28 protein-coding genes and 1 pseudogene are annotated in these 26,419 nt (G+C 72.0%); 15 read left to right on the top strand and 14 right to left on the bottom strand.

The genetic code is table 11. The features are described 5' to 3' along the window. Nucleotides 1–56: 56 nt before the first annotated feature. The 3 genes from ACFC51_RS27065 to ACFC51_RS27055 all read left to right on the top strand — a co-directional run bounded on the left by ACFC51_RS27065 (nucleotide 57) and on the right by ACFC51_RS27055 (nucleotide 3,222). A complete protein-coding gene (locus ACFC51_RS27065; protein WP_376531304.1) occupies nucleotides 57–1,310 on the top strand; it encodes an extracellular solute-binding protein in 1,254 nt (417 codons plus the stop codon). A gap of 266 nt (nucleotides 1,311–1,576) precedes the next feature. After that, the gene (locus tag ACFC51_RS27060; RefSeq protein WP_376531301.1) at nucleotides 1,577–2,383 is read left to right on the top strand and encodes a GNAT family N-acetyltransferase; all 807 of its coding nucleotides are present in this window, start codon (nucleotides 1,577–1,579) and stop codon (nucleotides 2,381–2,383) included. Next, nucleotides 2,380–3,222 carry a lysophospholipid acyltransferase family protein gene (locus tag ACFC51_RS27055; RefSeq protein ID WP_376531298.1) on the top strand — a complete coding sequence of 281 codons (843 nt, stop codon included), beginning with the start codon at nucleotides 2,380–2,382 and terminating at the stop codon, nucleotides 3,220–3,222. Before ACFC51_RS27060 ends, ACFC51_RS27055 begins: the two co-directional genes overlap by 4 nt. Here ACFC51_RS27055 and egtD read toward each other — a convergent pair. From egtD to egtA, 4 genes are read right to left on the bottom strand one after another with little or no spacing between them, the layout of a single operon-like run. After that, entirely contained in the window at nucleotides 3,165–4,127 is a 963-nt protein-coding gene (gene egtD, locus ACFC51_RS27050; RefSeq protein ID WP_376370994.1) for an L-histidine N(alpha)-methyltransferase, read from the bottom strand. The genes ACFC51_RS27055 and egtD overlap by 58 nt on opposite strands. Continuing rightward, nucleotides 4,124–4,879 (bottom strand): ergothioneine biosynthesis protein EgtC, encoded by a 756-nt coding sequence (gene egtC, locus ACFC51_RS27045; RefSeq protein ID WP_376531295.1) that lies wholly within the window; start codon nucleotides 4,877–4,879, stop codon nucleotides 4,124–4,126. Before egtC ends, egtD begins: the two co-directional genes overlap by 4 nt. After that, on the bottom strand, nucleotides 4,879–6,222 hold the full coding sequence (gene egtB, locus ACFC51_RS27040; protein WP_376531293.1) for an ergothioneine biosynthesis protein EgtB: 1,344 nt from the start codon (nucleotides 6,220–6,222) through the stop codon (nucleotides 4,879–4,881). Before egtB ends, egtC begins: the two co-directional genes overlap by 1 nt. Continuing rightward, nucleotides 6,219–7,517, bottom strand: a complete 1,299-nt coding sequence (egtA, locus tag ACFC51_RS27035; protein ID WP_376370989.1) for an ergothioneine biosynthesis glutamate--cysteine ligase EgtA — start codon at nucleotides 7,515–7,517, stop codon at nucleotides 6,219–6,221. Before egtA ends, egtB begins: the two co-directional genes overlap by 4 nt. 147 nt (nucleotides 7,518–7,664) lie before the next feature. Here egtA and ACFC51_RS27030 point away from each other — a divergent pair, with 147 nt between their 5' ends. Continuing rightward, nucleotides 7,665–8,501, top strand: a complete 837-nt coding sequence (locus ACFC51_RS27030) for a TIGR02452 family protein (protein ID WP_376370988.1) — start codon at nucleotides 7,665–7,667, stop codon at nucleotides 8,499–8,501. On the opposite strand, the gene ACFC51_RS27025 is transcribed toward ACFC51_RS27030, so the two are convergent. Then, on the bottom strand, nucleotides 8,486–8,953 hold the full coding sequence (locus ACFC51_RS27025) for a type II toxin-antitoxin system PemK/MazF family toxin (RefSeq protein ID WP_376370987.1): 468 nt from the start codon (nucleotides 8,951–8,953) through the stop codon (nucleotides 8,486–8,488). The genes ACFC51_RS27030 and ACFC51_RS27025 overlap by 16 nt on opposite strands. Nucleotides 8,954–9,024: 71 nt before the next feature. Between ACFC51_RS27025 and ACFC51_RS27020 the strand changes: the two genes are divergently transcribed. From ACFC51_RS27020 to ACFC51_RS27010, 3 genes and pseudogenes are all read left to right on the top strand, one after another. Continuing rightward, nucleotides 9,025–10,155: a glycosyl hydrolase family 18 protein gene (locus ACFC51_RS27020; RefSeq protein ID WP_376531290.1), complete on the top strand. Its 1,131-nt coding sequence runs from the start codon at nucleotides 9,025–9,027 to the stop codon at nucleotides 10,153–10,155. 93 nt (nucleotides 10,156–10,248) lie between these two features. Next, entirely contained in the window at nucleotides 10,249–11,277 is a 1,029-nt protein-coding gene (locus tag ACFC51_RS27015) for a LacI family DNA-binding transcriptional regulator (RefSeq protein ID WP_376531287.1), read from the top strand. Between the two features lie 151 nt (nucleotides 11,278–11,428). Further along, a pseudogene (locus ACFC51_RS27010) lies at nucleotides 11,429–11,677 on the top strand (hypothetical protein); the annotation flags it as partial. 202 nt (nucleotides 11,678–11,879) lie between these two features. Here the strand turns inward: ACFC51_RS27010 and trxA are convergent. Further along, the gene (gene trxA / locus ACFC51_RS27005) at nucleotides 11,880–12,266 is read right to left on the bottom strand and encodes a thioredoxin (protein ID WP_376531285.1); all 387 of its coding nucleotides are present in this window, start codon (nucleotides 12,264–12,266) and stop codon (nucleotides 11,880–11,882) included. A gap of 115 nt (nucleotides 12,267–12,381) precedes the next feature. Between trxA and ACFC51_RS27000 the strand changes: the two genes are divergently transcribed. Continuing rightward, nucleotides 12,382–13,980, top strand: a complete 1,599-nt coding sequence (locus ACFC51_RS27000) for a dihydrolipoyl dehydrogenase family protein (protein WP_376531282.1) — start codon at nucleotides 12,382–12,384, stop codon at nucleotides 13,978–13,980. Here ACFC51_RS27000 and ACFC51_RS26995 read toward each other — a convergent pair. Then, on the bottom strand, nucleotides 13,886–14,353 hold the full coding sequence (locus tag ACFC51_RS26995) for a hypothetical protein (protein ID WP_376380551.1): 468 nt from the start codon (nucleotides 14,351–14,353) through the stop codon (nucleotides 13,886–13,888). The genes ACFC51_RS27000 and ACFC51_RS26995 overlap by 95 nt on opposite strands. A gap of 157 nt (nucleotides 14,354–14,510) precedes the next feature. Further along, entirely contained in the window at nucleotides 14,511–15,179 is a 669-nt protein-coding gene (locus tag ACFC51_RS26990) for an IclR family transcriptional regulator (protein ID WP_376531279.1), read from the bottom strand. 333 nt (nucleotides 15,180–15,512) lie between these two features. Here ACFC51_RS26990 and ACFC51_RS26985 point away from each other — a divergent pair, with 333 nt between their 5' ends. Together ACFC51_RS26985 and ACFC51_RS26980 are read left to right on the top strand one after the other, a co-directional pair. Next, nucleotides 15,513–15,953, top strand: coding sequence for an ATP-binding protein (locus tag ACFC51_RS26985; RefSeq protein ID WP_376531276.1), 441 nt, complete (start codon nucleotides 15,513–15,515; stop codon nucleotides 15,951–15,953). Nucleotides 15,954–16,249: 296 nt separating this feature from the next. Beyond that, nucleotides 16,250–17,677 carry an MFS transporter gene (locus ACFC51_RS26980; RefSeq protein WP_376531273.1) on the top strand — a complete coding sequence of 476 codons (1,428 nt, stop codon included), beginning with the start codon at nucleotides 16,250–16,252 and terminating at the stop codon, nucleotides 17,675–17,677. A 356-nt stretch (nucleotides 17,678–18,033) separates the two neighbouring features. On the opposite strand, the gene ACFC51_RS26975 is transcribed toward ACFC51_RS26980, so the two are convergent. The 3 genes from ACFC51_RS26975 to ACFC51_RS26965 form a co-directional block, all read right to left on the bottom strand. Then, nucleotides 18,034–19,296 (bottom strand): DUF6357 family protein, encoded by a 1,263-nt coding sequence (locus ACFC51_RS26975; protein ID WP_376531270.1) that lies wholly within the window; start codon nucleotides 19,294–19,296, stop codon nucleotides 18,034–18,036. Nucleotides 19,297–19,537: 241 nt separating this feature from the next. Beyond that, a complete protein-coding gene (locus ACFC51_RS26970; protein WP_376380566.1) occupies nucleotides 19,538–20,017 on the bottom strand; it encodes an ATP-binding protein in 480 nt (159 codons plus the stop codon). A 116-nt stretch (nucleotides 20,018–20,133) separates the two neighbouring features. Then, on the bottom strand, nucleotides 20,134–20,454 hold the full coding sequence (locus ACFC51_RS26965) for an STAS domain-containing protein (RefSeq protein WP_376531267.1): 321 nt from the start codon (nucleotides 20,452–20,454) through the stop codon (nucleotides 20,134–20,136). A gap of 218 nt (nucleotides 20,455–20,672) precedes the next feature. Here ACFC51_RS26965 and ACFC51_RS26960 point away from each other — a divergent pair, with 218 nt between their 5' ends. Both ACFC51_RS26960 and ACFC51_RS26955 read left to right on the top strand, forming a co-directional pair. Continuing rightward, nucleotides 20,673–21,356 (top strand): alpha/beta fold hydrolase, encoded by a 684-nt coding sequence (locus tag ACFC51_RS26960; protein ID WP_376380572.1) that lies wholly within the window; start codon nucleotides 20,673–20,675, stop codon nucleotides 21,354–21,356. Nucleotides 21,357–21,513: 157 nt separating this feature from the next. After that, nucleotides 21,514–22,329, top strand: a complete 816-nt coding sequence (locus tag ACFC51_RS26955; protein WP_376380575.1) for a hypothetical protein — start codon at nucleotides 21,514–21,516, stop codon at nucleotides 22,327–22,329. Nucleotides 22,330–22,525: 196 nt separating this feature from the next. On the opposite strand, the gene ACFC51_RS26950 is transcribed toward ACFC51_RS26955, so the two are convergent. Further along, the gene (locus tag ACFC51_RS26950; protein ID WP_376380576.1) at nucleotides 22,526–23,122 is read right to left on the bottom strand and encodes a TetR/AcrR family transcriptional regulator; all 597 of its coding nucleotides are present in this window, start codon (nucleotides 23,120–23,122) and stop codon (nucleotides 22,526–22,528) included. Between the two features lie 52 nt (nucleotides 23,123–23,174). Here ACFC51_RS26950 and ACFC51_RS26945 point away from each other — a divergent pair, with 52 nt between their 5' ends. From ACFC51_RS26945 to ACFC51_RS26935, 3 genes are all read left to right on the top strand, one after another. Beyond that, nucleotides 23,175–23,723 (top strand): GNAT family N-acetyltransferase, encoded by a 549-nt coding sequence (locus tag ACFC51_RS26945; protein ID WP_376531264.1) that lies wholly within the window; start codon nucleotides 23,175–23,177, stop codon nucleotides 23,721–23,723. Nucleotides 23,724–23,771: 48 nt separating this feature from the next. Beyond that, nucleotides 23,772–24,503, top strand: a complete 732-nt coding sequence (locus tag ACFC51_RS26940) for a 3-keto-5-aminohexanoate cleavage protein (protein ID WP_376380582.1) — start codon at nucleotides 23,772–23,774, stop codon at nucleotides 24,501–24,503. A gap of 305 nt (nucleotides 24,504–24,808) precedes the next feature. Further along, complete coding sequence (locus ACFC51_RS26935; protein WP_376531262.1) at nucleotides 24,809–25,024, top strand: hypothetical protein; 216 nt, start codon at nucleotides 24,809–24,811, stop codon at nucleotides 25,022–25,024. 177 nt (nucleotides 25,025–25,201) lie between these two features. Here ACFC51_RS26935 and ACFC51_RS26930 read toward each other — a convergent pair whose 3' ends face one another. Together ACFC51_RS26930 and ACFC51_RS26925 are read right to left on the bottom strand one after the other, a co-directional pair. Then, a complete protein-coding gene (locus ACFC51_RS26930) occupies nucleotides 25,202–25,417 on the bottom strand; it encodes a DUF6243 family protein (protein ID WP_376381364.1) in 216 nt (71 codons plus the stop codon). Between the two features lie 462 nt (nucleotides 25,418–25,879). Then, complete coding sequence (locus ACFC51_RS26925; RefSeq protein WP_376381367.1) at nucleotides 25,880–26,383, bottom strand: DinB family protein; 504 nt, start codon at nucleotides 26,381–26,383, stop codon at nucleotides 25,880–25,882. Nucleotides 26,384–26,419 lie beyond the last annotated feature (36 nt).

The following is a 26,419-nucleotide window of genomic DNA, read 5'->3' as shown; positions in this document are numbered from 1 at the left end:
AGTCCCCCCACCCGGGTTCTGTCCTGTTGTCGTGCCGTTTCGCAGAAGGTGGCCCCGTGAAGATCCGCAAACTGGCCGGAGCCGTCGCGCTCGTTTCCTCCGTCACGCTGAGCGGCTGCGGTCTTCTCCCCGGCGCGGGTTCGGACAGCAGCACGGTGACCGTGTGGCTGATGAAGGGCAGCGCCTCCCAGGGTTTCCTGGACCGCTTCAAGGAGTCCTACGAGGCCGAGCACCCGTCGGTCGAACTGGAGTTCAAGATCCAGGAATGGGGCGGCATCGGGCCCAAGGTCCTGAAGGCGCTGGAGGGTGATGACGCGCCGGATGTCATCGAGGTCGGCAACACCCAGGTCGCCCAGTACGCGGAGAGCGGCGAACTGCGCGACCTCACCCTGGAGTCCATGCGCGACCTGGGCGGGGAGGACTGGCTGCCGGGCCTCGCCGAACCGGGCAAGGTCAACGGCGGACAATACGGGATCCCCTGGTACGCGGCGAACCGCGTGGTGATCTACAACAAGGACCTCTTCGCGGAGGCGGGGATCACCGAACTCCCCAAGACCCGTGCGGAGTGGGTGGAGGTCACCGAGCGGCTGAACACCGCCGGCCGGCAGGGCATCTACCTCGCCGGACAGAACTGGTACGTGCTCGCCGGATTCGTCTGGGACGAGGGCGGTGAACTGGCCGACGACGACAGCGGCGACTGGCAGGGCGCGCTCGACTCGCCCGCCGCGCTGCGGGGCATGGACTTCTACAAGACGCTCCAGGCGCTCGGCGACGGACCGACGGACGCCGACGAACAGACACCCCCGGAGACCGACGTGTTCGCCGACGGCACGGTCGCCCAGATCGTCTCCGTACCCGGGAGCGCCGCGCTCATCGAGCAGCAGAACCCGGAACTCAAGGGAAAGCTCGGCTACTTCCCCATTCCCGGCAAGACTGCCGGGAAGCCGGGCGCCGTCTTCACCGGAGGATCCGACCTGATCGTGCCGGAGGGTGCCGACAAGCGGAGCGAGGGCATCGACGTCGTCAAGGCCCTCGCGGGGGAGAAGTGGCAGACGGAGCTGGCCCGGGCCATGAGCTACGTGCCGAACAAGCCCGCCCTCGCGAGCGTCGTCGAAGGCCAGGAGGGGACCGCGGCGATGGCCGAGGGCGCCACCGAAGGCCGCGCGACCCCCAACTCGCCCTTCTGGCCGGCCGTGGAGGCGGACAACCCGATCAAGCCGTACATGACGGCGGTGCTGGAGGGCGGCGATCCTGCGGAGGAGGCGAAGAAGGCGTCCGACCGCATCACCTCCAAGCTGATCACCGGCTGACGTCAGGCAGCCGGGCGGACGCCGGAACCGCCGCCGGCTCCGGACGGGCAGGCGGGGGCTCTTTCCGGCCGTCGCCCCTCGCGCCGTCCCCACGGTGGGGCATGCGCCGGCCTCCCCGGTGACCCGGGGATTCAGGCGTCTCACATCCCCCCGCTCCACAGCGGTCATGTCGAATCCAGCCAGTGACGGAAGAAGTAGGGGGCCGGGACGTCGCACCTCCGCGACGACCCGGCAGCCGCCCCGCCGATCCGTCCCCGGAGACCGCCATGACCGTGCAGCCCCTCGCCCTCCCGACTCCCGCACCCGCCGGGGTCCCCGCGCCACGCCTCACCGCCCCCTCGGCGTACCAGGTCTCCCTGGCCACCTGCCAGGACGACGTACGGGCCGCCCAGCGCCTGCGCCACCTCGTGTTCGCGGGAGAGCTCGGAGCCCGTCTCGACAGCGACGAACCCGGCCTGGACAGTGACGCCTTCGACGCCCACTGCGACCACCTGCTGGTCCGTGAGACGTCCACCGGCGACGTCGTCGCCACCTACCGGCTGCTGCCGCCCGAGGGCGCGAGGCGCGCGGGCGGCCTCTACGCGGAGAGCGAGTTCGACCTCAGCCGGCTCGCCCCGATCCGCGACGACCTCGTCGAGGTGGGCCGGTCCTGCGTCCACCCCGCCCACCGGGACGGCGCCGTCATCGCCCTGATATGGGCCGGGCTCGCCCGGTACATGGAACGCACCGGCCACACCTGGCTGGCCGGCTGCTGCTCCGTACCCCTCGCCGACGGAGGCGCGCTGGCCGCCAGGAGCTGGGACACCGTACGGGCCCACCACCTGGCGCCCGAGGAGTACCGGGTCACCCCGCACCGGCTGTGGGACACCACGGGCCACCCCGGGGGCGGGGCCGGCGGCCGGGCCGGTCTCCCGCCGCTGCTCCGCGGCTACCTGCGGCTCGGCGCCTGGGTCTGCGGAGCTCCCGCCCACGACCCCGACTTCGGGGTCGCCGACCTCTACGTCCTGCTGTCCATGCGCCGTACCGACCCGCGCTATCTGCGCCACTTCCTCTCGCTGGCGCCGCTGCGATGAGCGCGTGGCTGCCCGCCGGCCTCTGCACCCCGCGCCGGTGCGCGCGTCACGAGGGAGCCGCACGGGCCCCACTGCCCGCCGCGGTCCTGCTGTGCGCCGGATGCGCCCTCACCCTCCTGGGCGTCCTCTGCGTGCCCGTGGTGCTGCTCCTGGGCCCCTCGCGCCGCGACCAGCTCATCCGCCGGTGGGCGTACGCCGTGGTCAGGGCCTTCGGCGTACGCGTACAGATCACCGGTGACCCGGTGGGCCCGGACCGGCCGGCGTCGGGGGAGCTGGTGGTCGCCAACCACGTCTCCTGGCTGGACATCCCGCTCGTCGCGGCGGCGCTCCCCGCCCGCATGGTCGCCAAGAGCGAGATACGGGGCTGGCCTGTGCTGGGACCGCTGGCCGCGCTGGGCGGCACGCTGTTCATCGAGAGGCGCCGGCTGCGGGCCCTGCCGGACGCGGTACGGGCCCTCGCGGGGGCCCTGGCCGCCGGATCACGGGTGGCGGTGTTCCCGCAGGGCAGCACCTGGTGCGGCCGTTGCCGCGACGGCCGCTTCCGGCCCGCCGCCTTCCAGGCGGCGATCGACGCGGGCGCCGCCGTCCGCCCGGTCCGGATCAGCTACCGCACGAGGACGGGGGCGAACGCGGCGGGAGCCGCCGCGTTCGTCGGCGACGACCCGCTCGCCGCCTCACTGTGGCGCGTGGTGACCGCCGCCGGGCTCACCGCCGAGATCCGGATCATGCCGCCGGTCCCCGCCGGAGCCGAAGCCGGCCGGCGGGGACTGGCATGCGCGGCTCAGTCCGCCGTCGCCAGGGACAGCGCGAACCTCCCTGCCTCGTCCGTCCACCACTGATCCAGCCGCAGGCCCGCCGCGGCCAGTTCCTCCCGCACCCGCTCCTCGCGGAACTTGGCCGAGATCTCCGTCCGCAGCTCCTCGCCCTCCTCGAACCGGACCACGAGATCCAGCTCCCGGATCTTGACGGTCAGCGCCCGGCGCGCACGCAGCCGCATCTCGATCCACTCGTGATCCGCGTCCCAGAGGGCCACATGGTCGAACGCGTCGGGCGGGAAGTCCGCCCCCAGCTCGCGGTTCACCACCGCCAGCACGTTCTTGTTGAACTCGGCGGTCACCCCGGCCGCGTCGTCGTACGCGGCGACGAGCGTCGCCTCGTCCTTGACCAGGTCCGTACCGAGCAGCAGCCCGTCCCCGGGCGCGAGCCGCGCCCGTACGGAGCGCAGGAACTCCGCACGCTCCGCAGGGAGCAGATTGCCCAGCGTGCCGCCGAGGAACGCCACCAGCCGCGGGCCCGGGCTCTCCGGAAGCTCCAGCGCATGGGTGAAGTCGGCGACGAGCGCGTGCACGTCGAGCTCCGGGCGTTCGGCCAGCAGGGCCTCCGCCGCGCCGGCGAGGGCGCTCTCGCTGACGTCGACCGGCACATAGGTGTGCAGGTCCGGGAGTGCGTCCAGCAGGTGCCTGGTCTTCTCCGAGGATCCGGACCCCAGCTCGATCAGGGTCCTCGCCCCGGACACCTTGGCGATCTCACCGGCGCGGGCGACGAGGATCTCCCGTTCGGCACGTGTCGGGTAGTACTCGGCCAGCCGGGTGATCTCCTCGAAGAGGTCGCTGCCGCGCGCATCGTAGAACCACTTGGGCGGCAGCGTCTTCGGGTGCCGGGTCAGACCGCTCCGCACGTCGGCGCGCAGCGCCGCGTCCGTCGCGTCCGCAGGCAGGGTGCGGGTCAGCAGGAAGGGACTCACGCAGTGGGCTCCTTGAGCGGGGTCAGCAGGACATCGGCGCGGGTCGCGGCCAGCAGGGTGTGGTCCGGGACCTCGCGCCAGGCGGGATCGTCGTCGTACGGCTCCGAGGCCACCACCGTGCGGCGGCCCGGTTCGTGCAGATACCAGAGGGAGTCGCCCCAGGCGGTCGCCACGATCGTGGAGCCGTCGGTCAGCAGCAGGTTGAGGCGTGAACCGGGTGCGGCGGCGGCGACGTCGAGCACGGTGTCGGCGACCGCCTGAGCTATCTCGTCGCCCTGAGCGATCCGGTGGAGCACCAGGGCCCAGACCAGGGCCGAATCGCTCCGCGCCGCGAGGGCGAGCAGCCGCTCCGGCGGCAGCGAACCGGCCGCCTGCGCCAGGGAGCCGGGCCAGCCGCGCACCGCGCCGTTGTGGCTGAACAGCAGGCGCCCCTCGGCGAAGGGAGCCGCCGCCGCCTCTCCGTCCGCCCCGGCGAACGTCGCGTCACGGACGGCGGCGAGCAGGGCGGTGCTGCGCACCACCCGGGCCAGGTCGGCGAAGGTCTCGTCGCCCCAGACGGGCCCGGTGCGGCGGTAGCGGCCCGGGACGGGGTCCCCGTCCGCGTACCAGCCCACCCCGAAGCCGTCCGCGTTGACCGTCCCGTTCCGCTGGCGCCTGGGTTCCCACGACTGGCGCACCAGACCGTGGGAGGGGGAGGTGAGCACCTCTCCGAGTGCCACCGAGGTCCCCAGATAAGCGATATGGCGACACATCAGGCATCCCTCGCGGTACGGAAGCCGGAGAAGATCTGGCGGCGGATCGGGAGGTCCCAGTTGCGGAAGGTGCCGCGGCACGCCACCGGATCCACGGCGAACGAACCCCCGCGGAGCACCTTGTGGCCGGGGCCGAAGAACACCTCCGAGTACTCGCGGTAGGGGAACGCGACGAAGCCGGGATAGGGCAGGAAGTCGCTCGACGTCCACTCCCACACGTCGCCGATCATCTGGCCCGCGCCCGCCGGTGACCGGCCGGCCGCGTACGCACCGGCCGCGGCGGGCCGCAGATGGCGCTGGCCCAGGTTGGCCCGCTCGGGTGTCGGGTCCTCGTCGCCCCAGGGGTAGCGCAGTGAACGCCCGGAGGCGGGGTCGTGCCGTGCGGCCTTCTCCCACTCGGCCTCGGTCGGCAGACGCCGGCCCGCCCAGCGGGCGTACGCGTCCGCCTCGTACCAGCTGACATGGAGCACCGGCTCGTCCGCCGTGACCGGCTCGGTCACCCCGAAGCGCCGTCGCAGCCACTGTCCGGCGTCGCGGTGCCAGAACTGGGGTGCGGTCAGGCCGTGTTCACGGACCATCGCCCAGCCCTCGGGCGCCCACCAGCGCGCGTCGGTGTAACCGCCGTCCTCGATGAAGCGCTGGTACGCGCCGCAGGTGACGGGGGCGGTGTCGATGTGGAACGCGGCCACCTCGCGTCGGTGCGCGGGGCGTTCGTTGTCCAGTGCCCACGGCTCGGTGGAGGTACCCATCGTGAACGGGCCTCCGGGGACGAGGACTTCGTCCGGCAGCGTCACGGCGCCGTCGGGCGCCGGAGGCTCCGGGGCGGCGAGCACCGCCGGTCCCGAGCGGAGCTGATGAGTGATCAGCATCGTCTCGTCGTGCTGCTGTTCGTGCTGGGCGACCATGCCGAAGGCGAACCCGGCCCGCTCCAGCGGACGTCCCCCGCCGTGGAGGGGAGCACCACCCAGGATGTCCAGGGCACGGCCCCGCACGTCGGCGGCGTACGTCCGGGCTTCCGCGGGTGCCAGCAGGGGAAGTGAGGGCCGGCTGGCACGGGAGTGCTCGAAGGCGTCGTACAGTCCGTCGATCTCGGGACGCATCGCCTCGCGGCCGCCCACCGCCCGCAGCAGCCAGAGCTCCTCCTGGTTGCCGATGTGCGCCAGGTCCCAGACCAGGGGTGACATCAAGGGGGAGTGCTGCGCGGTGAGCTCGTGGTCGTCGACGCTGTCGGTGAGCAGAGCGGTGCGCTCGCGCGCGGTGAGGAGTGCGGCCAGGGCGCGCTCGCGCAGCGCCTCCGCGTCGGGCTCGTCCCGGCCGGTGTGCGGAGCAGGAGTGTCAGTCATCGGACCAGACCCTTTCCGTGCGGCGGTCGTACCAGGTCAGGGAGATCGTCGGCCGGACATCGGCCCCTGGCCACATAGCGGTCGTGGAAGGCGGCGACCGTGTCGAGCACGTGATCGCTCGCCCCGATCCTGGGCAGCGCCTCGAGCGCGATCGTGAAGCAGACCTCCGCGGCCGCGGCCAGCTCCGGATCGCTGAGCCCGTCACGGGCGGCAGCCGTCCAGAGCGGGTTGCGGGGCGGGGCGGGCAGTCCTGCGGTCTCGGCCAGGGGTTTCACGGTGCGGTACACGGTCTCTGCTGCCTCCGGGTCGTCGAACAGAGCGGTGGTGACGGCCAGCGGCACCAGCCATCCGTCGGTGCCCGACTGGGCGTCGATCATGCGCAGCTCCAGGTGCCCGCGCGGGCGCACCGGCGGGAACAGCGTGGTGATGTGGTAATCGAGATCGGCCCGCACCGGCGGCCTCGGCCCGCCCCCGCGGATCCAGTCGCGAAACGTCAGCCCCTGGGGGACGTCCCACGGCCCGTCGCCGTTCCGCACGCACATCACGGGCGTCGCGAGCACATGGGAGGCCCAGGCGTCCCGGGGCGAAAGCCTGCTCCGGGGCGCGAGCGACCTGTCCGGATCGAGATCGGCCCACAGCGACTGCCGGGTCGACCGCCAGCCCGTGCGCCGTCCCTCGCGGTACGGCGAATTGGCGAACGCCGCCACCAGGACCGCGCCCAGCAGATGCCCGAGCTGCCAGCGCCGGGCGTAGCCGAGCGGCCCCGGTTCCTCCTCACCGGCGTCCAGGCAGACCTGCACGGACGCGGAGGTGCACATCATGGCCCGGCCAGCGGACCCCGAGCGGTCGAGCGCGGCCTCCATGGCGTCGTAACGCGGCTCCCGGAGCAGCCGGCGCGGAGGCTGCCACGGGTCCACACCCAGACCGGCCAGGGCCAGCCCGGACCGGCCGAGCGTGTCACGTACGGAGACCAGGTCGGAGGCCGTGGCGTCGATGCAGGCCATGAGGGACCCGGCGGGCTGGGAGCTGAGCTCCAGCTGGCCGCCCGGCTCGAAGGTCAGGGCGGCGTCCAGCGGGGTCGCGCGCACGGCGTCGGCCGCGGCGCGGAGGCGGTCGTGTGGGACAGCGGCCTCGGGATGTTCACGGTCGTGAATGAGCCATTCCAACTCCACGCCGACCGTCCGGGGCGGTCCCGTCTTGAAACATATGCCGCGGAGAAGATCCTCCGCCTCCCCCTCGCCGAGCGGTGTCGCGTCGACGGGCGGGCCGTGCTGGCCGAGAGTGTCCGGGGGCATGCTGGGCCTCCTCTTGGGGTGCTTGCTTCCCACCCAAACCCTTACCGGGAGTTCGCACAAGGGTGCCCCTGGGCGACGGAAAACCGGTTGCGTCCATGCCGCCGCTGCATCCAGCATGCCCCGTATGCACCACACGGGGGCGCGCCGGTGAGCGCACGACTGCGCGGCATCGCGCGAGAGACCGAGGCCATCGTCCTGGCCGGGCGGTACCGCACGCCCGAGGGACGCGAGGTGACCATCGAGCGCGCCCTGGCCACCGCGCTCTCCGGTACCCGGCTGTACGGCCCCGAGCCCGTTCCCGTGGCCGTCCTGGACACCGACCGCACCCCGGTCGTCGAGGTGACGGACGAGACCAGCCTGCAGGCGGCACGCCGGATGACGGGCGAGTCGGCGGCCGCGGTCGCCGTGCTGAACTACGCCTCCGCCCGCAACCCCGGCGGCGGCTACCTGAACGGCGCGCAGGCCCAGGAGGAATCCCTGTGCCGCGGCTCCGCCCTCCACGCCACGCTGCTGCGCGCCCCGGAGTTCTACGCGCACCACCGCGCCGAACGCAGCGCCCTCTACACCGACCGGGTCATCCACTCACCGGGCGTCCCGGTCTTCCGCGACGACCGGGGGAAGCTGCTCGACGCCCCGTACACGGCCGGATTCCTCACGTCGCCCGCCCCGAACGCCGGAGTCGTCCGCCGCAGGGACCCCGCCCTGGCCCCCCGCATACCCGCCGTACTGGCGAGCCGCGCCGAACGCGTGCTCGAGGTCGCCGCCGTCCGCGGCTACCGGCGGCTGGTGCTGGGCGCATGGGGATGCGGCGTCTTCATGAACGACCCCGTCCAGGTCGCCGAGGCGTTCCGTGCCCTGCTCACCGACGGCGGACGGTTCGCCGGCCACTTCGAGCAGCTCGTCCTCGGTATCCCGGACCGCGCACCCGATTCCGCCGTACGCGCCGCCTTCAGCCGCGCCTTCGACGGTCAGCTCCAGCCGTAGCGCTCCCGCAGGCGCCCCACGACCAGGTCGTACCTGTCACGGTCCAGTGCGCAGGCCTCGCGCCGCATCCCGTCCTCGTGCACCCGCAGGACCCGGTCCAGATCCACCCAGGACGGCCGCCCCGAGCTGTCCCACGGCCCCGCACCCAGGGCGACCCACTCGTGGTCCCCGTCGTGCTGCCTGCTCGACAGCTGCACGGCGAGGAGCGTGCCCCGCTCCTCCCGGGCCACGACGAGAACCGGCCGGTCCTTGCCGCGTCCGTCGTTCTCCTCGAACGGCACCCAGGTCCAGACGATCTCGCCGGGGTCGGGGTCGCCGTCCCGGTCGGGGGCGTACGAGGTGCGGACGGGCCCCACGTCACGGGGGTCGGCCTCCGCGGTGGCCGCCGGGCCGCTGCGGCCCGGGAAGTCGGTGGTGCTGTCACTGCTGTGGTTCATGTGCTGGAACGTCATCGCAACACCGTAGGACCTGGACGGCCCAGTCCGTGGAGCGGGTCGGCGAAAGGGGCCACAGGCTCGACCCCATGATCACCCACGACGTCGTCGTCCGTCTCGCCCGTACTCTCACGGTCGCCGGTCTCCTCGCAGCGACCGGGCTGACCACGGCTCCTGGTGCCGCGTCAGCCCCGCCGCCCGCTCCTGCCACGGCCCCGGCGGTGCCCGTCCCCCGGGGCCCGGCCGCACGCCCCGCCGCGCCGGCTCCCCGGACCGTGTCGGCCTGGCTCCCCTACTGGGACCAGGAAGGCGCCTACCAGGACGCACTGCGCCACGCCGCCCAACTGCACACCGTCAGCCCGTTCTGGTACGAGGCCGTATCCGCCGGACGGATCGACGCGCACCCCGGCGCGGGGGAGCGCCGCATCATCGACGGACTGCACCGGGTGGGGACGAAGGTCGTCCCCACGGTCATGGAGACGATGAAGTCCGGTGCCCTCGCCGCGATCCTGACCAGCACCGCCCGGCGCGCCGAGCACACCGACGCGCTGATGCGCACCGTCGCCACCCGCGACTACGACGGCCTCGACCTCGACTACGAATCCATCGCCACCACCGGCGACGCGACCTACGCCGCCGTGCGCGACGGCTTCACCGCCCTGGCGACCGGCCTCTGCAGCCGCCTGCACACCCTCGGCAAGCAGTGCGTGGTCACTGTCTTCCCGAAGACCGCCACGACCGGCCGCATCTGGGACTACGCGGCACTCGGGCGTGTCGCCGACCGCGTCCGGATCATGGGATACAACCTGCACTGGCAGGGCGGGGACCCCGGACCGCTGGCCGACACCCGCTGGTACGAGGACATCCTGACCCGTGCCACCGCCCTCGTCCCGCCGGCCAAGCTGGAGATGGGCCTCCCCGCCTACGGCTGGAACTGGCCGTCGGACAGCACCGGTACGGCCGCGACGAAGCACGTCACCTGGAAGGAGGCCGAGGCGCTGCGCGCCGAACAGGGCGTCCCCTACCGCTTCGACGAGCTCTCCGGCACGCCGTACTTCACCTACGACGACGGCACGGAGTCCCGCGAGGTCTGGTACCAGGACGCGCGCGGGATCGCCGCCCATCTGCCGGTGCTGCGCAGGCACGGCGTGACGAACACCGCGCTGTGGGCCCTCAACTTCGAGGACCCGAAGATCTGGCCGGTCCTCGCGGACGGCTGACGCCCCTCCCGGCCCCCTCGGACGGCCGCCGTCCCGGTTACGGTGCCCCGGCCCGGCAGCCGGGCGAACGGGTCTGGAAGACTGCCCGACGCCATGAGCCAGTTACCCGAGCAGCCCGCCGGTATCTCCGTACCGACCAGCGCCGACGTCGCCCGGTTCGCGGGAGTCTCCCGGGCCACCGTGTCCTACGTACTGAACAACAACACCACCGTGCGGATCAGTGAATCGACCCGGCGGCTGGTCAGGGACGCAGCCATCCAGCTCGGCTACGTCCCCCACGCGGCCGCCCGGAGCCTGCGCGCCGGGCAGAGCCGGACGGTGCTGCTGCCCGCCGCGCAGGCCCCTGCGGGGCCGCTGTACCAACGGTTCTTCGCCGGGCTCGAATCCGGCCTGCGGCGCCTCGACTACACCGTCGTGCAGTTCGGCAGCGCCGGCCTCGACGCCGACGAGGCAGCCAGGGCCTGGGCCGAACTCCGCCCCGTCGCCGTCGTGGCGCCCGACGGCATCTCCCTCACCCCGTACGGGACGGGGGTGCTCACCCGCGCCGGCGCCAAGGCCGTGATCACCCTGGGCCCGCAACCGGTGGACGGCGCGCACGCCCTCGTCCTGGACCAGCGCGAGGTCGGTGGCTGCGCGGTCCGGCACCTGCTCGCGCGCGGCCGGCGCAGCATCGGGGTCGTCATGCCCCAGGACCCGGGCCTGGCCCTGTTCGCCGGACACCGCCTGGCGGGTGCGGTGCGCGCCGCGGAGGAGGCGCGGACGGACGCCCGCATCCAGCCACTGCCCCTGCGGTACGAGGAAGCCTCGGCCGAGGACCTCGCGGCGCGCTGGCGGGAACTCGGCCTGGACGCCGTGTTCGCCTACGACGACACGTACGCCATGCTCCTGCTCCGAGCACTCCAGGACGCCGGTGTCGACGTACCCGCCGAGACGGCCGTGATCGGCGCGGACGACCTGATGCTCGCCAGACTGCTGCGGCCCCGGCTCAGCAGCGTCGCGATGGAGCTGGCGACCCCGGAGCCACCGGCCGAACTCATCGACCGGCTGGTGCGGACCCCCGGCGGCGAGCCGGAGCGCCACTATCTGCTGCGGGCGGCAGCGGTGACACGTGAGTCCAGCTGACCGCGCGGTCCGGCGCCGGGCGCGCCTCGCGGCGCCGGGCCTCGCGGCCGGCTGCCCAGGCGCCTCGCGGCCTGTCGGCCGGCACCTGACGACGTGCGGGGGATGACCGCACGACGTGCGCGACGGGCGGCGGATGTCTAGCGTCGTCGGCATGAGCCATCCGCAGAGCTACGAGATCCTGCTGTTCCCGGAACCGGAGGAGACCGCCACCGGCGCCCCGGAGCCCGCCACCGCCATCCGCTCCGCGGTGGTGGCCGCCACCGGTGACACCGGGGCCTCGGGCTACCCGCGCTACGCGGGCGACGGCATGGAAGCGGACATCGACCCGGCCTCGCACACCGTGGAGGCCGTGCTGGTGGACGGTGCGGAGCTCGACTACGGCCTCACGGTCCGGATCGCCGAGCGCATCGGCGGCACGTGGGAGGCTGCGGGGACGGCCCCGGCACAGGAGGCGCCGGAAGCGGCCGGCGACGGTGCCCCGCGCTCCGGCACCACCGCCGCCCCGGAGCGGCCCGGCGAGGGCTGAGGCGGACACCGGGGCACGACGAAGGCCCGGCCTGGACGGCCGGGCCCTCATCACGTCTGCCGCAGGTCCGCTGGGACTACTGCTGCTCCTGCTGAGCTTGCTGTGCCTGCTGCTCCTCGACGGACTTGCGTACCTCGTCCATGTCCAGGTTCCGCGCCTGACCGATGACATCCTCCAGCGCCGCCTCGGGGAGCGCCCCGGGCTGCGAGAAGACCGCCACGTTGTCGCGGACGATCATCAGCGTGGGAATGGACCGGATGTCGAAGGCGGCCGCCAGCTCCTGCTGCGCCTCCGTGTCGACCTTGGCGAAGACCAGGTCGGGGTGGCGCTCGGAGGCCGAGTCGTAGACAGGGGCGAACTGCTTGCACGGACCACACCAGGAAGCCCAGAAATCGATCAGGAGGAATTCGTTGTCGCTCACGACCTGATCGAAGTTTTCCTTGGTGAGCTCTACGGTGCTCATACTCTGTTACCTCTTCCTGGGACCGTTCGGACCTGTCCGGCACAACGGTGACGTCACTTGCGCTATTCCGCCTGCCCATGTGGCCGTGGCGCACACCCCCGACGACACTGTTCCCATGACTGATGTTGAGGGTGCGCGGAGCAGCGAGTACGACGTGGTGGTCATCGGGGCGGGCCCGGTGGGGGAGAACGTGGCGGACCGCGCCAGAGCCGCGGGGCTGAGCACCGCGGTGATCGAGTCGGAGCTGATCGGCGGTGAGTGCTCGTACTGGGCGTGCATGCCCAGCAAGGCGCTGCTCCGCCCGGTCGTCGCGCGCGCGGACGCGCGCCGTGTCCCCGGGCTGAGCGATGCGGTGCAGGGGCCGCTGGACGCGGACGCCGTGCTCGCCCACCGCGACTACCAGACCTCCCACTGGAAGGACGACGGCCAGGTCGGCTGGCTGGAGAGCATCGGCGCGGACATCTACCGCGGAATGGGCCGCCTGACCGGTGTGCGGCAGGTGTCCGTCACGGCCCCCGACGGGACGGAGCAGCACCTCACCGCGCGGCACGCCGTCGCCGTCTGCACCGGGAGCCGGGCCGTCGTTCCCGGGCTTCCCGGGATCGCGGACGTCCGGCCGTGGACCAGCCGTGAGGCGACCAGTGCCAAGGAGGTCCCGGGACGGCTCGTCGTCGTGGGCGGGGGTGTGGTCGGAGTGGAGATGGCCACGGTCTGGCAGGGGCTCGGTGCCCAGGTCACCATGCTGATCCGGGGCGAGGGCCTGCTGCCCAAGATGGAGCCCTTCGCGGGCGAGCTCGTCGCGGAGGCGCTGACCGAGGCAGGCGTGCGGATCCTGACCGGGGTCTCGGCCACCGCTGTCCGCAGGGCGGGTCATGACGGCCCGGTCACCGTGGAGGTGGACAACGGGGAACAGCTGGAGACCGACGAGATCCTCTTCGCCACCGGCCGCGCCCCGCGCACCGACGACCTCGGCCTCGACACGGTGGGGCTCGAGCCCGGATCCTGGCTCTCCGTCGACGACAGCTGCCTCGTCGAGGGCAGCGACTGGCTGTACGCGGTCGGCGACGTCAACCACCGCGCACTCCTGACCCACCAGGGCAAGTACCAGGCCCGCATCGCGGGAGCGGCGATCGCGGCGCGGGCCCAGGGGACGCCTCTCCTGGAGACGGACCGCTGGGGCGCGCACGCGGCCACCGCCGACCACGCCGCCGTCCCCCAGGTCGTCTTCACGGATCCGGAGGCCGCCTCGGTCGGCCTCACGCTCGCCGAGGCGGAAGCGGCGGGCCACCGGGTCCGCGCCGTCGACCACGACCTGGCGGCGGTCGCGGGTTCCGGCCTGTACGCGCAGGACTACAAGGGCCGCGCCCGGATGGTCGTCGACCTGGACCGCGAGATCCTGCTGGGCGTCACCTTCGTCGGACCGGGTATCGGCGAACTGCTCCACTCGGCGACGGTCGCGGTCGCCGGCGAGGTACCGATCCCACGCCTGTGGCACGCGGTCCCGGCCTATCCGACGATCAGCGAGGTGTGGCTGCGGCTGCTGGAGTCGTACCGCGGCTGCGTCCGTGTTGCTGCCGCGGTCCTGCCGGACCGCGGCAGAGCCCGGCCGGAACGGCGGATCAGATGTCCACGACCCGGTAGGCGATGGTGTAGACGCCACCCGAGCCCTCCAGCACCCGGTACTGCGTCTCCGCGCCGGCCTCGTTGCCCGTGACGGTCACCGAGCCGAGCCGGTCGTCGCCGCTGGTGCTGTCGTAGTCCCACAGCGAGAGCGTGCGGGACTCGGTCCTGCCGAGGACCAGCAGCGCGTTGCCGTTGCTCTCGTCCAGGGCGCGGCGGTAGCCGGTGCCCATGGTCTGGTACGACGCCTTGGCGGGCCAGAGCTTCACGGCCTTTCCGCCGTTCGCCGCGATGTTGAGGTAGGCCTCGTCGTGGTCGCCCTCGCTCTCGTCGCCGCAGTACAGGTCGACGAGCTGGATCTGCACGTAGTCGACCGGATCGGCCTGCGCCGCGCCGGCGGCGCCCACCAGCGAGGTGAGGCCCAGCGCGCCCGCCAGGGCGAAGGTGGTCAGTCGTCGGACGGTCATCTTGTCCCCCGTGGTCTCAGGTTTTCGCCGGTCCCCCGACCGGCTCGAAGAAGAGACTGCCGGACCGCCGTCTGCCGTTCTACGCGCGTTCCACTGAGCGGAACCGGGGGCCTGGAACAAGTCCGGTCACGTCAGACGCCCGGAAGGTGACGATGCGTCAGTAGTGCAGCACGGGAGGCAGGCGGGGCGGGGCGCCGGTTCGGACGAGGGCCGCGGTGACGGCCGTGGCCGCCCGCGCCGCCTCCTCGGCCGCCCGTTGCAGCCCCTGCGAGGACAACGTCATGACGGCGATCGCGGCGACGGTCCGGTCGTCGCGCCCCCGCACCGGCAGTGCCGCGCAGCACACCCCGTCGACCACCTCCGCGCACTCCAGCACCGCCCCCGGAAGCCGGCCCCCTGAGCCGGCCCGGCCCCGCTCGCTCAGCACCTGGCCGGCCGCCGTGTCCAGCAGGAAGCTCATCCCGTTCCGCACCGGCACCAGCGGCTCCACCTCGCCCGGCACGGACGCCACGGTGAGCGCCCGGCCGTCGTGCAGGACGGTCAGCAGCGCGCTCGCCCCGGTGGTCGCACGCAGCCGGTGCAGCGGGTGACGGGCCGCCACCCGTAAGCCCGGGTGCGGCTCCCACGCCTGCCCCAGACGGTAGAGCTGCGAGCCGACGCGGTAGCGGCTGCCCCGCCGCTCCACCGCGCCCACCAGCAGCAGCTGCTCCAGCAGCCGGTGCACGCTCCCCTTGGGCAGGGCGCAGACCGCGGCGATCTCGGTCAGCCCTGCCTCCCCGCCACACCTGCGCAACGCCTCCAGGAGCGCGAACGCTCCCTCGATCACGCCTCTCCCGCGGTCCGTTCCCCGCTCCTGATCCTTGCTCGCGCGTCGGGACATCTCTCCCCCAGTCGGTCGCCGGGCCGCGCCTCTTCGCACGGCCGCCGGGAGAGAATGCCCGACCTTCACAGCAGCCGCACACCCCGCCACACGCGAACGTGACCCATGGCACACCGGCTGTCGCCACCCGTGGGACGGGAGGAGCACAGGAGGGTGCGGGGGCCGGTCGGTGGCGCGGCTCCGGGTTCGTCGCCCGGGCGGCGGGGGCCGCGTGCCGGTTGGTGGGGGGTGGGCGCCCAGACGGGGTAGACGGTGGGAAAGCCGAGTGAGGGAGAACCGATGGCGAAGAACACATCGCTGCGTGCGATGGGGTGGGCGCAGTCGTTTCCGGTGACGGAAGGGGTGCGGGCCGGCCGTCGGTGGACACGGGAGCACCTCGTGTCCCTGGAGTGGACCAAGGACGCCCCCGAGACGGTGGACGCGATCCTGCTCAGTGTCTCCGAGCTGATCACCAACGCGCACGTCCACGCACACAGCGACGCCCAGCTGGTTCTGACCTGGGACAGTCACTGCCTGCATGTGAGCGTCCACGACTCCGACTCACTGCCCCCCGCCAAGCAGCCCGAGGACCTCACGACGACCGGTGGGCGCGGCCTGGCCATCATCGACGCACTCGCCGACGACTGGACCACCCATCCGCAGGCGTCGGGCAAGACCGTCACCGCCTGCTTCGTGCCACCGGGCGCTCCGAAGCCCCGGCACGACGGGGACGTGTGCTGACCTCCGGGGGAGGCGTCCTGGAGCGTCGAGGTGCGAGGGATTGCCGCAGGGCTCGTCGAGACGGGCCCGGTCGTCAGCCGGCGCCGTGAGGCCGGGCTGGTCCTCGGCCTGCGGCTGCCCGCCCCCCTGATCCCACATGCTGGACGAGACATAACCGATCCGTGAGATGCGTGAGATCGTCGAGGCGCCCGCACGGGTCGCGCGGCCTTGCCACGAGGGGGACCTGCACCGCCGTACGGGACCGTCGGCCCCCTACGTCGACGGCCGCACTACGCCCTCGTGGGAAAGTCCCAGAGATGTACGCTCCCACCACCGGGCCCGCCCAGGCCCCGTCGCACGCCCAGGCCGAGGCCGCGCCCGTCAACTCGAGGTCCCGCGTCCTGATCGCCAGCCTCATCGGTACGACGATCGAGTTCTACGACTTCTACGTCTACGCGACCGCCGCGGTCCTGGTCTTCCCGAAACTCTTCTTCCCGAGCAGCGACGCGACCACCGCCCTGCTCTCCTCCTTCGCGGTGTTCGGCGCCGCGATGGTCGCCCGCCCGATCGGCGCGATCGTCTTCGGCCACCTCGGCGACCGACTCGGCCGCAAGGGCACCCTGGTGGCCTCGCTGCTCACGATGGGCATCGCCACCTTCCTGATCGGCGTTCTGCCGACGTACGCGCAAGCCGGCTGGGTCGCCACGGCGCTGCTGGTGCTGATGCGGCTCGCCCAGGGCTTCGCGCTCGGCGGTGAGTGGAGCGGCGCGGCCCTGGTCGCCACCGAGAACGCACCGGCCGGGAAGCGCGCGCTGTGGGGCACGTTCCCGCAACTGGGCGCCCCGCTCGGCTTCATCATCGGCAACGGCCTCTTCCTGGTCATCGGCGCGCTCCTGCCCTCCGCTGCGGGCGCCGACCCCTCGCAGCCCTCCGACGCCTTCCAGAGCTGGGGTTGGCGGATCCCGTTCCTGTTCTCGGCCGTCATGGTCGCGATCGGCCTGTGGGTGCGGATGCGCCTGGTCGAGTCGCAGGTCTTCGCGAAGACCCAGGAGACCGGCAAGGTCCGCAAGCTTCCCCTGGCCACGGTCTTCCGTCACCACTGGAAGCAGCTGGTCCTGGGCAGCTTCGCGATGCTGGCGACGTACGTCCTCTTCTATCTGATGACGACGTTCTCGCTCAGCTACGGCCGCACGGCCGAGGACGCGGACGTCCCGGGCCTCGGCTACAGCTACACCACGTTCGTCCTCATGATGATCTTCGGTGTGCTGTTCTTCGCCGCGTTCACCCTGATCTCCGGCCCGCTCGCGGACAAGTACGGCCGCCGCAGGACCCTTGCCTGGGTCACCGCCGGCATCATCGTCTTCGGCCTGGTCTGGGTGCCGCTGATCAACCTCGGCACGCTCGGCGTCGTCCTGTGGCTGGTCCTCGGCTTCACCCTGATGGGCACGACGTTCGGCCCGATGGGCGCGATGCTCCCGGAACTCTTCCCGACCAGCGTCCGCTACACGGGCTCCGGCATCGCCTACAACGTCAGTTCCATCCTCGGCGCGGCCGTCGCCCCGTTCGTCGCGGTCGCCCTGTGGGAGGCCGGGGACGGCTCCCCGTGGCTGGTCGGCGTCTACCTTTCCGTGATGGGCGTGCTCACCCTCACCGCCCTCCTCATGGGCAAGGAGACGAAGGACGTCGCTCTGGACGAGGGCGAGACCCCGGCGACCCCCGCCCGGACCGGGGCCCCGTCCGACTGACGCGGACCCGCTGCCGCGGCGATCGGTGCGGCGCGCATGCCAACTCCCGGAGGGAGGCATGTCGCCTGTCGGACGGAGGCATGTTGCCTGTCACGGCAACCACCGAGATCAGGTCGTACTTCGCCTGACTCCGTGCGGTGAGGGCCCGGGCGCACAGGGAGCAGGCCCAACTGCCCGGGCCCGGTGGGGGAGACCTCCTTGCAGCATGGTCTTCGACGGCGCTCGCACGGGCGCCGCGTGACGTCGCGCGGGTTCTCGGTCCGGTAGCGCCCGGTTCAGCAGGGCGCCCTCGCCGGTGGCTCCTGCCGTCGGTCTCCCCGCCCGTAGCTCCGTCCGCCACGAGTACGGGGCGGGGGCTACCTGGCGTTGCGCTCCCGGCGGGCGCGCTCGAACGCAGCGGCGTCCGGTATCCATGGGCCGTGCTCGTCGAGTGCGGCGCAGCCGCCGCGGACGAAGGCACTCACCAGGTTCCGGTACGCGCGGAGCCCGTCGACCAGGCCGTACTCGACCCGGTACTCCGGTTCCGACCCTCCCTCACCCGCGCGTTCCGTCGTGATCCGGGCGATGGAGTCCGCGTAGAAGTGGAGCTGGATCCCTTCGCCCATCTCCTCGTCCTCGATGGTGAACACGTCGTTGTCCGCAGCGGAACGATCGCCGACGAACTCCCAGAACTCCGCAGTGGCGCTGCGGGGACCCCCTGCCTTCCACTTCTTCTCGGCGCCCTTGTCGTCGGTGAACGACAGGATCGTCTTCCCCGGACGTGCACCGGAGCCGGCACGGTCGCCGGCAGTCTCCTCGTCGTCGTCCATGGGCGCGTTCCTGGAGCGGTCCGTGGCCTCCGAGCACATCAGGAAGCTCACGGTCCGCACCGCGTCATCGACGAGTTCGGGGTGTGCGCTGCGCACGGCCGTGTCGACCGTCGTGGCCACGCGGTCCCAGTCGCTCTTGTCCGTGGCGCGCTTTCCCCGTCGCGGATCGCGGCCGATGCGCATCCCGGCGCACGCCTGCTCCGCGGTGGCGATCACACGCATGACCTCGGACAGCAGGGCGGGAGCCACGGCTTCGGGGAGGCGCTTCGGAATCGTCGCACCGTGCAGGTACTGGCCCGTGTACTTCAGGATCGCGGTGTCGAGCGGACCCAGTGTGACCCCGCGCTCGGCGCGACGGCGGGCCGCGTGGTGCTCCTGAACTCGCTTCCCGTCGGAGGTCTCCGTCGCCGCACGCATCGCCGCGCAGACCTGGCCACGTTCGAGCAGGTCGATGTCAGCCCCGTGAGCTATGAGCCGGCCCTTGTCCCACGGGATGCGCCGGAAGAGCGCGTCGACGTCCTCGGGCGCGGAGAGGAGGACCGGATCCAGGAGCGCGGTGGCGGCACTCTCGTCCAGCCTGCCCCGGGTTCCGGCGGCGTCGCACAGCGGGAGGACCGCACTCCACAGCAGCAGATGCCTGGCCAGGTCCTCCCGGATCACCGCAAGATGGGCATCCTTGATCGGGAAGGTGAACGTGCGAGGCTCGTGGTTGGCATCGGCTCCGGCGCCGAGCATCAGCTTCAGCTCACCGTCCTCGCGGATCACGTTCGGGATCCAGCCGCTCCTGCGCGTGAAAACGACGTCTCTCATGAGCTCAGTCTTCCCCATGGGAAAAGGCTGCGGCCGGTCGGCACCGCTGAGGTGGGCGTCCGTGAGACCCGGAGGTTCGCTGTCCGCCCTCCCGGCGTGTCATGCGTCGGTGCAGTTCTCACGCGTCGTGGTGACGCACCCGCGCCGATCACGGCCGTGCGGCGGAGACCGATCCGGCGCGGTTGCACCCCTCCCGCCTCTCACGGAGCGCGGCCGAAAGGCGCACCCGGAAAGCGGTGCTCTACCAGGTGGTACGGCCGGGCGGATCGTCCTGCAGGGCGATCCGGACACGTATGCGCTTGCCCACCGGTTCGCGGTGCACCGCGAAGCTCTGACAGACCATCAGGACCAGCTCCAGTCCGTGCTGGCCGATCCGGGCAGGGTCGGCGGGGGAGGCGGCCGGCAGGACGGGGCCGGAGTCCCACATGACGATGTCGAGCGTGCTGCCGTCCGTCTCCAGGTCCAGCAGGCACGGTCCTGGGGCGTACTTGCAGACGTTCGTCGCCAGTTCGCTCACGACCAGCTGCGCGATCTCCACCGCCCGGGCGGATACCTCCAGTCCGTGCCGCGACCGCGCGGCATCCAGGAACTCTCCGACGAAGCGACGGGCGAGGGAGATCTCCTCCGAGCCCATGTCGTAGGCGGCGCTGCCCCGCACGGTGCCCGTGGTGGCCGCCTCTCGTCGTTCTTGCCCGGTCATGCCGTACATCAGTTGCTCCATGAGCCATCCCCCGTCGATCTGAACCGCGTGTGCCGCGGGCCGGAACAGTTTCTGCCTACCCGCCCCGACATGTTTCAGACAGGACCGGCGCACGACGGAGGAGGAGAGGACAGTGGTCAGGCGGCGCGTGCGGCCTCGACGGTCGGGTGGATGCGGAGGAAGTGGTCGGCGCCCACGACGCCGAGAAGACGGGCCACCGTGGGGGACGGGGCTGCGATGCGCAAGTTGGTGCGCTGGTGCGTCGCGAGGACCAGCCGCAGGAACATCGAGTCGGCGAAGGTGATGCCGCCGGCGTCCAGGATCAGCCCGGGGTGCGTGGCTATCAGCGCTGTGATCTGTGCTTCCAGCACGGGAAGATTGTCGAGGTCGAACTCACCGCTGGGCGAGATCACCGGTAGCCGCTCCGTACTGGGCTGTCCGGACTCAGGTGTCGTCATGGTGCGATTATCGCCCCTTGCCGGGGCGGTGTGGCGTGACAGGAGCGACGGAAATTCCACGACGAAGCCGCAGGCGGGCGGAGCGGCCGGGCGTCGTGATGGCCCGGCCGGGCGAGGCGGGTGGGCGGAGCTCGTTGATCCTGACTGCCGGCATGGATGTCAGAGCCTTCCGATAGCGTCCCGGCAGCCAGATCCGACGCCTCTCCGGGAGTACCGCTGTGGACATCCTGCTCATCGCCGGGCTGTGGCTCGACGCAACTGCGTGGGACGCCGTCGTACCCGAACTCGCGGCCCTCGGGCACCGTCCCGTGCCGATCGGTCTTCCCGGCCAGGGCGACGGCAATGCCCTCGCGACGCTCGACGACCAACGGGCGGCGGTTCTCGCGGCCGTTGACGCGGCGCCGGGGAAACCGGTGGTGGTGGGGCACTCCGCCGCGTCGAGCCTGGCCTGGCTGGCTGCCGACGCCCGGCCGGAGAAGGTGGCCGGGGTCGTCCTGATCGGCGGTTTCCCGGGCGCCGACGGGCGCGCCTACGCCGACTACTTCGCGATGGAGGGCGGAGCCATGCCCTTCCCGGGCTGGGGGCCCTTCGAAGGAGCGGACGCGGCCGACCTGGACCAGGAGGCCAGGCACCGCTTCGCCTCCACGGCTGTCCCCGTCCCCGAAGGGGTCGCCCGGGGAGTGGTGGCCCTGACCGACGAGCGCCGCTTCGACGTCCCCGTCGTACTCGTCTGCCCAGAATTCACCCCGGTCCAGGCCGCGGCGTGGATCGATGCCGGGGAGAGCCCGGACCTGGCCCGCGCCGCCCACCTCGAGTACGTCGACATCGACTCGGGGCACTGGCCGATGATCACCTGCCCCGGCGAGCTCGCCCGTGTCCTGTCAGAAGCCGTCCGGTCGTAGCGCAGGCCGGGCGGCCGTCGTCGACAGTGGTCCGCCGTCCCGGCAGCAGCCCTCGGATCCACATGTCGCATGGATCCGGACCGAGGCCCCCGGACTGTGGTGGGTCACCGTATGCGTGCGATCATCCTGTTCGCCGACGCGAGGTGAAGAGGTGTGCATGGCCGGGGTATGGGTGACGGTCTGTCTGCCGGCCGAGGCCGCTGACGACGTGGAAGGGGCTCTTACCGACGCCTTGGCGCCCTTCTACCAGGACACGAGCGACAACCCCGTCGACCGGGGCATGTGGGACCACCGCCGTATCCAAGGAGGGAGCGACGGCATGGGCTTCGCGGTGCTTCCGGGGCACGACGACGATCCCGGACTCATCCACGACGATCCGGGTCACGACGGCACTCCCTGTCCCAGCGCCCCAGGTGTCTGCGCCGGAGGGCCGCGCGGCCTCCTCGACTTCTCGCAGCCGCATCGTGCTTCCGAGCGTGCGGTCGCCGCGTCCTGGGACCTGTGGCAGAGCCTGTCCGCCCTGCACCCGCCAGCCGTTCCTCTCGCGGTCTTCGTCGACCGGTGGCGAAACGATCCGGACGCGTTCCCCGGCGATCGTTGGGGCGAGCGGATGATCTCCGCCTACCGGGCTCAGCCACTGATCGCGGCCTACCACGACCATCCCTTCAGCCTCGGGCTGGGATATCTGGGTTTCATCGGCCCTCACGACCCCGAGGAGCACCCCGTCATCGGCTACGACGGCTCCCGTGCTGCCTACATCCGGGAGTTCAGCTCGTCGGCCCGGCCGGACACCGACGTGCTCACCCTGGACGGCTGGTGGTTGGAAGGCGGTAGCCATGCCGTCCATGGCTCGTGCGAACCCGCCCTCTGCCCCCACGACCCTCCGCTGCCCACCGTGTGGCCGGGCAGTGAGGCGTACCTCGAGGCTCTCCCCGCTGAGACGATCCTCGTCAGGCTCCACTGTCACTCCTGAGGCGTCAGGAGGCAGCAGACCGCGCGGACGTCCGCTCCGTCCCGCGGCGGCCGCGGCCTGCCGTGACGCCGGACGCGGTGGTCAGGCGTGATGCCACCCGCCGCCTACAGCCCCCTGCCGTCCTCAGGAAGCGAGCAGGGGCGGCGCCCCTGAGATCGGCACGAGCCACTGGCCGAGGTGCACCTCACTCGGAGCTTCAGGCGGTGCCAGGCTCCTCGTGTCGTAGGAGCGCCAGCTGTCGGTGGACGGCAGCGGTCAGTCTGGGCTCGTCATCGGTGGCGAGCAGGTCGAGCAAGGCGCCTCGCAGCAGCGCCAGCGTCGCAGTGCGGCGGATGAGGCCGTCAGCGGCGTCCCGTTCCTGCCGAGGCTGGCAGGCGGCCAGGACATCGAGCCAGTCGTCCACGGTGGCCCTGGCGAATCCGGCCCAGGGGCCGCCCGGCTCGACGAGGGAGCGTGCGTAGGCCTCGGCCCACAGGCGCAGCAGTGGACGGTGCTCGGCCGCCGCGAGCCAGCTCCACACCTGCTCGGCCGCCGCTGCCAGACCGTGTGGCCCGTCCGCCTGTCGCAGGCTGTTCAGAAGCTCCAGTTCGTCGGTTCGGGCGCGCTCCAGCAGGGCGCGTACGAGTTGCTCCTTGCTCCCGAACAGGAACATCAGCACTCGGGTGCTGGAGCCGACGGCTTCGGCCAGCGGGCGCAAGGACAGGTCGGCCAAGCCGTGGGTCAATGCGTACCGGTACGCGGCCTCCAGCAGCTCGGTCTGGCGCGCGGACGGGTTTGCGGTCGTCGGGGGCATGGGTCTAGCCTAAAGCTACTGACACACTCGTGTCAGTAGCGGAAGGTGATGAATGACTTCGGAGAGTGTTGCCATGCTGGACGGAGCCCACCGACGGCAGGCCGGGATCCGCCGTGCCGACCGCCCCGGTGATCTGGGCTGGATGGTCATGGCGCACGGCGAGCTGTACGGCCAGCAGTTCGGCTGGAACACGGAGTTCGAGGCCCTGGTCGCCGGCATCGTCGCCGAGTACGCGGCGAAGGACTCCCCGGCCGCGGAAGATGCCTGGATCGTCGAGGTCGACGGCGAACGCGCCGGTTGCGTGATGCTGGCCGGAGGCGACGAGCCGGGCGAGGCCAAGCTGCGCGTCCTGCTCGTCACCCCGGCTGCCCGGGGCCTCGGGATGGGTACCCGCCTGGTCGAGGAGGCCCTCGCCTTCGCCCGCAAGGCCGGTTACGGACGCGTGACTCTGTGGACCACGGACAACCTGGTGTCCGCGCGCAGGATCTACCAGCACTTCGGTTTCACCCTTGCCGACGAAGGGCCTCACCAGGGCTTCGGCCACCCTCTCGTCGGCCAGACGTGGTCCCTCGACCTCGGCCCCGGTGCTGCGGGAGGCTGAGCGCACGAGGCTGGAGACGCCGAGGGCGCGGCCTGCCAGGATGGTGCCATGCTGCAGGTCTGTCTCAACGGAGCCCGGAGCCGTGCCCAGTGCTTCCACCTGCCGGTGACCCCGGCAGAGTTGGCGGCTGCGGCACGCGAGGCTGTCGCCGCCGGGGCCGAGGACATCCATCTGCACCCCAAGGATCGCGACGGCCGGGACACCCTGGAGGCCACCGCCGTCGCTGCCGCTGTCGGCGCGGTGCGGGCCGTCGTCCCGGGCATCCCCGTCGGGGTCACGACCGGGGCCTGGGCCACGGCCGATCCCCGGGCCCGTGCCGCGCAGGTCCGGGCGTGGACCGTGCTGCCCGACCACGCCTCCGTCAACTGGCACGAGGACGGCGCCGCCCACGTCTCCGCTGTCCTGCTGGACCGGGGCATCGGCATCGAAGCAGGCATCTACTCCGGCACTCCCGCCGCCCAGCGGTTCCTCGCCTGGCCCGATGCGTACCGAGCCCTGCGCGTCCTCGCCGAGATCACCGGGACCGCCCAGGGCGATGCACTCCATGCCGCGGACGGCCTTCTCGGCGCACTCGCCCCGGTTGCCGCGCCGATCCTGCTGCACGGTGAGGACGCCACGGCCTGGCCCGTCCTCCGGCACGCGGTGTCCCGCCGCCTGGCTACCCGCATCGGCCTGGAGGACGTACTGCACCTCCCCGACGGCAGTTCCGTATCGAGCAACGCGGACCTGGTCCGGAAGGCGCGCGCGATCATCCACGGTGCGGTACGGGACATGCCGTAGTCCGTCGTGCAGCTCGTGCTCGTACGGTCGGCACACCGGCCGACGGCCGAATGGCATCTGACGGGGCTCTGCCGGGCTTCGTCCTGACGTCCGTCAGGGCTGAACCACGCGCATGATGCACTGTCAGCTCCTCGCCGGGCCCATGGGCACCCTGCGGTGGTCCGGGCGGCGTGAACCCTCGAGCGGGCCCCGTCACAGGCGCGCCTTTCACGTGCCGCGGGCGATGCACGTGGAGCGTCTGCTCCGCCGGGGGTGTGGGGCAAGGCCGCGTTCAATCAGGCAGCGGTCGCCCCACAGGGGTGTTCATGGAGTTCAATGCGGACATGGAGAACGATCTGTGGGGCCGGCTGTCGGTGGAGCTGCGCCACGAGGTGGACAGCCTCGTTTCGGCCGGGCGGAACGTGCAGGCCATTGCTCTGATGCGTGAGCGCGCGGGCCTTCCGAAGCCGCATCTGCATGACTGCGTCGATGTGGTCGGCCGTCGCTTCAGAGTTCTGCGGCAGCGACCGGCGAGCTCGTGACGACACTGACCGCAGCGGTCAGGCGCCGCGCCGGTGCGGGGCCGGTTCACCGGTGGGCCTGCGGCGCATGAGGCCGGCCGTCGCCACCTTGATCATTGCTTCGGTACGCCAGAGCCCGGACCGCGGCACGCGGTCCGGGCTCTGGCGTACCGTGCGGTGTCGCCCGGCGGTGGTGCGTCAGCTCTGGGCGGTGTCGTCACCGGCCGGCGCGGCGGCCTCGGCTGCGGCTGTCTTCTCCCGCATCTTGCGCACCAGCTCCGCCTTCTGGTCGGCGGCGTTCCGGCGGTCGAGATTGCGGTGAGGACCGTTGTTCTGGCGTTCGGCGCGGGACTGCCTCTTGCGCTTGCCGCCGCCCTGGCCCACGGGGTTGTTGATGTTCTTGCTGTCGGTCACGGGTTCTCCCGGCAATGATGTGAAGTGAACTGCGGATTCATCGGTGGGGCGACGGGCGCGGTGACGTCGGAGGACGCCGGAGAACGGCCCATCACTCGCTCACTCGTACATCGGTGTCTGGAAGAACATGCCCAAGACGTTACCCGGTCCCGTCGGCCCCGCGCACCAGGCCTTGCGCCGTCCTGGCGGCCCGGCCGGGCTACGCCGTCCTGCTCTCGGCCAGGTCGTCGGCGCAGTCCCGGGGCCGGTCACGCCCGACGTGGGCGCAGACCCGATCGTGGGCACGGCTGTGCACCGGTTCCGACGGCAAGGTCTCGCCAGGCCCTGCCGGCTCCGTACCCGGCCTGCCTCCGCACCCCGCCGACGGAGCAGGCACTCAGCGGGCCGTCTGCGCCCTGGGGCCGGCCGGCGCTCACCCGGGACGGGTGGGCACACAGGACGGGCGTGCCGCCCGACCTGTTTCTAGCCGGTCGTGCCGTCGAGCATCTCGCGGAGGATGTCCAGGTGGCCGTTGTGGCGGGCCGTCTCCTCGGTGAGGTGGAGGAGGATCCAGCGCAGGTCGACGTGGACACCGTTGCGCACGGCGCGCCGGGCATGCTCGTCCAGACTGGTCCCGGCGACCAGTTCCCTGTGGCGGGCGGCCTGTTCGGCGTATTCGGCGAGCAACTGGGCGAGCGGGAAATCGACAGCGATACGCATCTCGCGGTCGGGGTCCTCGTCGGTCCAGGGTCCTTGGTCCTCCTCGCCGAGGAAGACCACGTGGAACCAGTAGTACTCGACCCAGCGGAGATGGTTGATCACTCCGCTCATCGTCATCAGGGGTGAGCCCGGCAGGAGCGCCTTGCGTGCGTTCTCGGCGGAGACGCCGTCGCACTTGGCGTGTGCGGTGCCGCGTGCGTAGTCGAGGAACGAGGTGAGCTGGGCGCGTTCGTCCCATGCGGGCGGTGTGTCGTCGATTCTGGTCATCGCGCGAAGAATCCCCGATCACCGCACCCGCTGTCG

Source organism: Streptomyces sp. NPDC055962, assembly GCF_042270185.1.
In the GTDB taxonomy this organism is placed as follows: Bacteria; Actinomycetota; Actinomycetes; order Streptomycetales; family Streptomycetaceae; genus Streptomyces.
Note: the sequence above shows the minus strand (reverse complement) of the source record. Positions and strands in the feature narration are given on the sequence as shown.